This is a genomic window from Pseudomonas sp. K5002, from assembly GCF_013386655.1.
Taxonomy (GTDB): domain Bacteria; phylum Pseudomonadota; class Gammaproteobacteria; order Pseudomonadales; family Pseudomonadaceae; genus Aquipseudomonas.
This window is the reverse complement of the sequence record NZ_JACARK010000081.1, coordinates 1-7863: the sequence shown is the minus strand read 5'-3', so window position 1 is coordinate 7863 and position 7863 is coordinate 1. Positions and strand designations below refer to the sequence as shown.

The following is a 7863-nucleotide window of genomic DNA, read 5'->3' as shown; positions in this document are numbered from 1 at the left end:
GGTCGAACACAGCGCCAGTGCACTGGCTGCTGCGGCGGTTGCGCTGTATCAAGACCAGCCACGCTGGACCCAGGCCCAGGAAGATGGCCGGCAGTTACTGGCCCGCCGTTACGCCCACGACCTCCACGGCCCGGCCCTGGTGGAGCGCCTGGAGCAGTGCCGCCGCCAGTTGGCCGAGCACCGTCGGAACAATTTCACCGGCAGCATGCTGCGCCACCACCTGCACAAAAGTACCCAGTACATGGCGCAGTGGATCGAGGCGAAAAACCGTACGCTGTAGACACAGACGCTGGCGAGGTGGCGCGCAAGGGGGCATTATCCTTTTCGCAACCACAATAAAGCGACTGCAGCATGACCCGAGCAGCGAGAATCACCGATCCTTCCTACGAGCTGATGGACGATCACAACGGTCTGTCCATCATCTATCGCCAACACGGCTTCCCGTGCCCGTTGGTGCGCTGGCATTTCCACAAGGAATACGAGCTGCACCTGATCGTTGCCAGCTCCGGCAAGGTGTTTATCGGCGACTACATCGGCAACTTCTACCCGGAAAGCCTGTTCCTCACCGGCCCCAACCTGCCCCACAACTGGATCAGCCAGGTGGCCGAGGACGAAGTGGTGCCCAAGCGCGACATGCTGGTGAACTTCACCGACGAGCTGTTCGACGGCGGCAGTCATGTCTTTGCCGAGCTCAAGACCCTGGCGCCACTGCTGGAACGGGCGCAATACGGCATCGAATTTCGCTGCAAGAAAACCATCGCCCAGGCCATGACCCTGATGCAGCGCATCGAGGATGCCCAGGGCATGGCGCGCCTGGGCCACTTCTTCATCCTGATGGAAGTGCTGAGTGCCTGCGAGGACTACCAACTGCTCTCCGGCGTGACCACGCCGCAATTGGCGGACGAACACAGCATCGACCGCACCAACCGCGCGGTGGACTACATTTTTGCCCACTACGCGCGGGAGCTGTCCCTGGAAGAGGTGGCCGAATACCTCGGCATGAAACCCACCTATTTCTCCCGCGTGTTCAAACAAGCCACCGGCCGCACCTTCATCGAATTCGTCAACCGCCTGCGCATCAGCAAGTCCTGCGAGCTGCTGGCCGATGGTGACAAAGCCGTGACCGATGTGTGCTTCGAGTCAGGCTTCAACAACATCTCCAATTTCAACCGCCGCTTCCAGCAGCTCAAGGGCATGACCCCCTCGCACTACCGGCGCCTGGCGGTGCAGCGCTTGACCGAGCAGAACCTGGCCTGAAAACGCGCGTTCCTGTGGGAACCCGCTTGTGTGGGAGCGGGCTTGCTCGCGAATGCAGTGTGTCAGGCAGCGCAAATGTCGGCTGATTCACCGCCTTCGCGAGCAAGCCCGCTCCCACATTTGCATCGCGCTCACGCAGGAAGCCGATCGCTCCCAGCGAATCGTTTCAGCAATTTTCCGCCTCAGTGCAAAAAAGTATCAGTAAAAGTGCTCCCAAGGATTTGTCAGCACGTCAATTGAAGGCTGTAATCAACGCACACTCTTCCAGCTGTCGTGGAAGACACAACAACAATAACTGTCCTTCTGCAGCCCCTGGGCGCAGAAATGGAGTGCGCGATGAAGTTCACAGCCAAAGCTCTGCTTGCCTGCACCTGCATGACCCTCAGCGCCGTCAGTCTTGGCGCGCAAACCCTGACCATTGCCACCGTCAACAACAGCGACATGATCCGCATGCAAAAGCTCTCGAAAACCTTCGAGACCGAGCATCCGGAGATCAAGCTGAACTGGGTGGTACTCGAAGAAAACGTCCTGCGCCAGCGCCTCACCACCGACATCGCCACCCAGGGCGGACAGTTCGACGTGTTGACCATCGGCATGTACGAAGCTGCACTCTGGGGCGCCAAAGGCTGGCTGGAACCGATGAAGGACCTGCCTGCTTCCTACGACCTGGACGACGTTTTCCCTTCCGTGCGTGACGGCCTTTCCGTCAAGGGCTCGCTGTACGCCCTGCCGTTCTACGCCGAAAGCTCCATCACCTACTATCGCACCGACCTGTTCAAGGACGCCGGGCTGACCATGCCCGAGCACCCGACCTGGACCCAGATTGGCGAATTCGCCGCCAAACTCACCAACAAGGACAAGGAACAGTACGGCCTGTGCCTGCGCGGCAAAGCCGGTTGGGGCGAGAACATGGCGCTGATCACCACCCTGGCCAACGGCTACGGTGCACGCTGGTTCGATGAGAAGTGGCAACCGGAATTCAACGGGCCAGAGTGGAAAGACGCACTGAACTTCTACGTCGACAACATGAAGAAATCCGGCCCGCCGGGCGCTTCCAGCAACGGTTTCAACGAAAACCTGGCGCTGTTCAACAGCGGCAAGTGTGCGATCTGGGTCGACGCCAGCGTCGCCGGCTCGTTCGTGACCGACAAGACCCAAAGCAAAGTGGCTGACCACGTCGGCTTCACCTTTGCCCCGCACGAGAAGACCGACAAAGGTACTTCGTGGCTGTACTCCTGGTCCCTGGGGATTCCAACCAGTTCCAAAGCCAAGGACGCTGCCAAGGTGTTCACCACCTGGGCCACTTCCAAGGAATACAGCCAGTTGGTCGCCAAGACCGACGGGATTGCCAACGTACCGCCAGGTACCCGCAAATCGACCTACAGCGACGAATACATGAAGGCCGCGCCGTTTGCCAAGGTGACGCTGGAATCGCTGAAAGTCGCCGACCCGAAAGACCCGTCGGCCAAGCCGGTGCCGTATGTGGGCATCCAGCTGGTGACCATTCCTGAATTCCAGGCGATTGGTACCCAGGTCGGCAAGTTCTTCTCCAGCGCACTGACCGGTGGCTCCACTGCCGAAAAAGCCCTGGCGGATGCACAGACCTTCACCGAACGCGAAATGAAGCGGGCCGGTTATCCCAAGTAAAGCGGTCTCACCACACTGAATGTGGGAACCCGCTTTATGTAGGAGCCGGGCTTGCCCGCGATGCAGACAACTCGGTCTGTCAGTTTCACCGAGGCGCTCTCATCGCAGGCAAGCCAGCTCCCACATTTGACCGCACTCCGACCCGCATTCCGCATGTACCTGACTGGTCCTGATCACCATGAATACCACCACTGCCCAAGTGCAAACCGCTACGCCGGACAAGCCGCGTAAAAGCCGCCTGATCAACCCCGGCTGGTTCCTCGTCAGCCCCTCGGTGGCCTTGTTGCTGCTGTGGATGATCGTGCCGCTGGGCATGACCCTGTACTTCTCGCTGATTCGCTACAACCTGCTCTACCCCGGCGAAAACCAATTCGTGGGGCTGGAGAACTTCACCTACTTCATCACCGACTCGGGCTTCCTGCCCGGCGCCACCAACACCCTGTTGCTGGTGGGCAGCGTCTTGCTGATCAGCGTGGTGTTTGGCGTATTGATCAGCGCGCTGCTGGAAGCCAGCGAGTTCTTCGGTCGCGGCCTGGTGCGGGTGTTGCTGATTTCACCGTTCTTCATCATGCCCACCGTCGGTGCGCTGATCTGGAAGAACCTGATTTTCCATCCGGTGTCGGGGATCCTCGCCTACGTGTGGAAGCTGTTCGGCGCCCAGCCGGTGGACTGGCTGGCCCATTACCCGTTGCTGTCGATCATTATCATCGTGTCCTGGCAGTGGCTGCCCTTCGCGATCCTGCTGCTGATGACCGCCATGCAGTCCCTCGACCAGGAACAGAAGGAAGCCGCCCGCCTCGACGGTGCCGGCGCCATCGCGATCTTCTGGCACCTGACCCTGCCGCACCTGGCACGTCCGATTGCCGTGGTGGTGATGATCGAAACGATCTTCCTGCTCTCGGTGTTCGCCGAAATCTTCACCACCACCAACGGTGGCCCCGGCTACGCCTCGACCAACCTCGCCTACCTGATCTACAACCAGGCGCTGGTGCAGTTCGACGTGGGCATGGCCTCGGCCGGCGGCTTGATTGCCGTGGTCATCGCCAATATCGCGGCGATCATCCTGGTGCGGATGATCGGCAAAAACCTGACTGACAAGCCTTGAGGGCCGCGCCATGACGCTTCAACAATCCCGCCGCCTGCAAAGCGTGCTGCTCGGCACCCTGGCCTGGGCCATCGCGATCCTGATTTTCTTCCCGATCTTCTGGATGGTGCTGACCAGCTTCAAGACCGAAATCGACGCGTTCGCCACGCCGCCGCAGTTCATCTTCACGCCGACGCTGGAGAATTACCTGCACATCAACGAGCGCAGCAACTACTTCAGCTACGCCTGGAACTCGGTGCTGATTTCCTTCAGCGCCACCGCCCTGTGCCTGCTGATCTCGGTCCCGGCCGCCTACTCCATGGCGTTCTACGAGACCAAGCGCACCAAGGGCACGCTGCTGTGGATGCTCTCCACCAAGATGTTGCCGCCGGTGGGCGTACTGATGCCGATCTACCTGCTGGCCAAGAGCTTCGGCCTGCTGGATACGCGCATTGCGCTGATCATCATCTACACCCTGATCAACCTGCCGATCGTGGTCTGGATGGTTTACACCTACTTCAAGGACATCCCCAAGGACATCCTCGAAGCCGCCCGCCTGGACGGCGCCACCCTGTGGCAGGAAATGGTCCGGGTGCTGCTGCCGATCGCCAAGGGCGGCCTGGCTTCCACGGTGCTGCTGTCGCTGATCCTGTGCTGGAACGAGGCGTTCTGGTCGCTGAACCTGACCTCGTCCAACGCCGCGCCGCTCACCGCGTTGATCGCCTCCTACTCCAGCCCCGAAGGCTTGTTCTGGGCCAAATTATCTGCCGTGTCGACCCTGGCCTGTGCGCCGATCCTGATCTTTGGCTGGATCAGCCAGAAACAGCTGGTCCGCGGTTTGTCCTTCGGCGCCGTGAAGTAACGGCTCCTTCAAAAATATTTAGAAGCGGAGGCCCATCATGGCCAACCTGAAAATCAAGAATCTGCAAAAAGGCTTCGAAGGCTTCTCCATCATCAAGGGCATCGACCTTGAGGTGAACGACAAGGAATTCGTGGTGTTCGTCGGCCCGTCGGGCTGCGGCAAATCCACCCTGCTGCGCTTGATTGCCGGCCTGGAAGAAGTCACCGAAGGCACCATCGAGCTGGATGGCCGCGACATCACCGAGGTCACCCCGGCCAAGCGCGACCTGGCAATGGTGTTCCAGACCTACGCCCTGTACCCGCACATGAGCGTGCGCAAGAACATGTCGTTTGCCCTGGACCTGGCCGGCGTCGACAAGAAGATTGTCGAGAGCAAGGTCAACGAAGCAGCACGTATCCTGGAGCTGGGCCCTTTGCTTGAGCGCAAGCCAAAGCAGTTGTCCGGCGGCCAGCGCCAGCGTGTCGCCATTGGCCGTGCGATTGTGCGTAACCCGAAGATCTTCCTGTTCGACGAACCCCTGTCCAACCTCGATGCCGCCCTGCGGGTGCAGATGCGCCTGGAGCTGTCGCGCCTGCATAAAGAGCTGCAAGCCACGATGATCTACGTGACCCACGACCAGGTCGAAGCCATGACCCTGGCCGACAAGGTGGTGGTACTGAACAGCGGCCGCGTGGAACAGGTGGGCTCGCCGCTGGAGCTGTATCACCAGCCGGCCAACCTGTTTGTCGCAGGTTTTTTGGGCACGCCGAAAATGGGTTTCCTCAAGGGCAAGGTCACTCGCGTTGACCCACAGAGCTGCGAAGTCGAACTGGACGCCGGCGGCCGCATCAGCCTGCCCCTGAGCAGCGCGAGCTTGAGCGTCGGCAGCGCCGTGACCCTGGGCATTCGCCCGGAGCACCTGGAAATCGCCGCGCCGGGGCAAGCCACCCTGACCGTCACCGCCGACGTCGGCGAGCGCCTCGGCAGCGACACCTTCTGCCACGTGATTACCGCCAGCAAGGAGCCGTTGACCCTGCGGATCCGTGGCGACATGGCCAGCCAGTATGGCGAGACCCTGCAGCTGTACCTGGACCCGACCCAATGCCATCTGTTCGACGCTGAGGGTGTTGCCGTGGCCCGCCCACTGCGCGCCGCCGCCTGATTTCGCGAGAATTTCCCGATGAAACTGAACAAGCAAAACCTCACGCAACTGGCGCCCGAAGTGCAACTGCCGGCCTATGCGATTGCCAATACCAGCCAGGGCATCGCGCACATCGGCGTTGGCGGGTTCCACCGCGCCCACCAGGCGTATTACACCGATGCCTTGATGAATACCGGCACAGGCCTGGACTGGAGCATTTGTGGTGTGGGCCTGCGCAGCGAGGACCGCAAGGCGCGGGACGACCTGGCCGGCCAGGACTACCTGTTCACCCTGTATGAACTGGGCGACACCGACGACACCGAAGTGCGCGTGATCGGCTCCATCAGCGACATGCTGCTGGCCGAAGACGGCGCCCAGGCGTTGATCGACAAGCTGGCCAGCCCGCAGATTCGCATCGTCTCGCTGACCATCACCGAAGGCGGCTACTGCATCGACGACAGCAACGGCGAGTTCATGGCCCACCTGCCGCAGATCCAGCATGACCTGGCCAACCCGGGCTCGCCGAAAACCGTGTTCGGGTTTATCTGCGCGGCGTTGAGCCAGCGCCGGGCGGCCGGGGTGCCGGCGTTTACCGTGATGTCCTGCGATAACCTGCCCCACAACGGCGCCGTGACCCGCAAGGCGTTGCTGGCCTTCGCCGCGCTGCATGACGCCGACCTGCACGAGTGGATCAAGGCCAACGTGAGCTTCCCGAATGCGATGGTCGACCGCATCACGCCAATGACCAGTACCGCGCACCGCCTGCAATTGCATGACGATCACGGCATCGACGACGCCTGGCCGGTGGTCTGCGAGCCGTTTGTGCAATGGGTGCTGGAAGACAAGTTCGTCAACGGCCGCCCGGCGTGGGAGACGGTGGGCGTGCAGTTCACCGACGACGTGACACCGTATGAAGAGATGAAGATCGGCCTGCTCAACGGCAGCCACCTGGCATTGACGTACCTGGGCTTCCTGAAGGGCTATCGCTTCGTCCACGAGACCATGAACGACCCGTTGTTCGTGGCCTACATGCGCGCCTACATGGACCTGGACGTCACGCCCAACCTGGCGCCGGTACCGGGTATCGACCTGACCGAATACAAGCAGACCCTGGTGGACCGCTTTTCCAACCAGGCGATTGCCGACCAGCTGGAGCGCGTGTGTTCCGATGGGTCGTCGAAGTTTCCCAAGTTCACCGTACCGACCATCAACCGCCTGGTTGCCGATGGTCGCGAGACCGAGCGTGCTGCGCTGGTGGTGGCGGCCTGGGCGCTGTACTTGAAAGGCGTGGATGAGAATGGGGTGATCTACCGCATTCCAGACCCTCGCGCCGAGTTTTGCCAGGGGCTGGTGACGGAAGATGCGTTGATCAGCAAGCGGCTGCTGGGGGTGGAAGAGATTTTTGGTACGGCTATTCCCAACTCGCCCGAGTTTGTGGCAGCGTTTGAGCGGTGTTTCGAGAGCCTGCAGGATGTGGGTGTGAGCAAAACGCTGGAGCGGCTGCTCGCCAATCTCAACTGACGGAACCGAATCAAAAATGTGGGAGCGGGCTTGCTCGCGAAAGCGGTGGATCAGTCAATATTTGCATAACTGACACACCCTATTCGCGAGCAAGCCCGCTCCCACACTGACCGAGTTCTCCATAACAATGTGCTGAGCGACCCACCATGACCCAGCAAAACCTCTACCTCGGCATCGACTGCGGCACCCAGGGCACCAAGGCCATCGTGCTGGACGCCAGCAGCGGCAAAGTCCTGGGCCTGGGCGCCGCCAGCCACACGCTGATCAGCGGTGCCAATGGCCGCCGCGAACAGCACACCCAGGAGTGGCTGGACGCGTTTACCGAAGCCACTCACCGCGCCTTGCAACAGGCCGGGGTTGACGGCCAGGACA

General features: G+C 61.1%; 7 protein-coding genes and 1 pseudogene. All 8 read left to right on the top strand.

Going from position 1 to position 7863, the window contains the following annotated elements:
* Positions 1 to 280: pseudogene (locus HX846_RS05035) on the top strand (glycosyltransferase); the annotation flags it as partial.
* A gap of 71 nt (positions 281 to 351) precedes the next feature.
* Entirely contained in the window at positions 352 to 1257 is a 906-nt protein-coding gene (locus HX846_RS05030) for an AraC family transcriptional regulator (RefSeq protein WP_003215319.1), read from the top strand.
* Positions 1258 to 1593: 336 nt separating this feature from the next.
* The gene (locus HX846_RS05025; protein WP_003215317.1) at positions 1594 to 2904 is read left to right on the top strand and encodes a sugar ABC transporter substrate-binding protein; all 1311 of its coding nucleotides are present in this window, start codon (positions 1594 to 1596) and stop codon (positions 2902 to 2904) included.
* A 178-nt stretch (positions 2905 to 3082) separates the two neighbouring features.
* Positions 3083 to 4009, top strand: coding sequence for a carbohydrate ABC transporter permease (locus HX846_RS05020; RefSeq protein ID WP_003215314.1), 927 nt, complete (start codon positions 3083 to 3085; stop codon positions 4007 to 4009).
* A gap of 10 nt (positions 4010 to 4019) precedes the next feature.
* On the top strand, positions 4020 to 4850 hold the full coding sequence (locus tag HX846_RS05015) for a carbohydrate ABC transporter permease (RefSeq protein WP_003215312.1): 831 nt from the start codon (positions 4020 to 4022) through the stop codon (positions 4848 to 4850).
* 37 nt (positions 4851 to 4887) lie between these two features.
* Positions 4888 to 5991 (top strand): ABC transporter ATP-binding protein, encoded by a 1104-nt coding sequence (locus HX846_RS05010; RefSeq protein WP_102606106.1) that lies wholly within the window; start codon positions 4888 to 4890, stop codon positions 5989 to 5991.
* Positions 5992 to 6009: 18 nt separating this feature from the next.
* Positions 6010 to 7491 (top strand): mannitol dehydrogenase family protein, encoded by a 1482-nt coding sequence (locus HX846_RS05005; RefSeq protein WP_178965060.1) that lies wholly within the window; start codon positions 6010 to 6012, stop codon positions 7489 to 7491.
* A gap of 146 nt (positions 7492 to 7637) precedes the next feature.
* Positions 7638 to 7863, top strand: a 226-nt coding sequence (locus tag HX846_RS05000) for an FGGY family carbohydrate kinase (protein ID WP_256739771.1), incomplete at its 3' end; no start/stop codon positions are given.

Excerpts from the sequence above, each read along its gene's own strand:
- HX846_RS05025 (WP_003215317.1), top strand. The coding sequence starts at position 1,594 with ATGAAGTTCACAGCCAAAGCTCTGCTTGCCTGCACCTGCATGACCCTC.
- HX846_RS05005 (WP_178965060.1), top strand. The coding sequence starts at position 6,010 with ATGAAACTGAACAAGCAAAACCTCACGCAACTGGCGCCCGAAGTGCAA.
- HX846_RS05020 (WP_003215314.1), top strand. The coding sequence starts at position 3,083 with ATGAATACCACCACTGCCCAAGTGCAAACCGCTACGCCGGACAAGCCG.
- HX846_RS05015 (WP_003215312.1), top strand. The coding sequence starts at position 4,020 with ATGACGCTTCAACAATCCCGCCGCCTGCAAAGCGTGCTGCTCGGCACC.
- HX846_RS05010 (WP_102606106.1), top strand. The coding sequence starts at position 4,888 with ATGGCCAACCTGAAAATCAAGAATCTGCAAAAAGGCTTCGAAGGCTTC.
- HX846_RS05030 (WP_003215319.1), top strand. The coding sequence starts at position 352 with ATGACCCGAGCAGCGAGAATCACCGATCCTTCCTACGAGCTGATGGAC.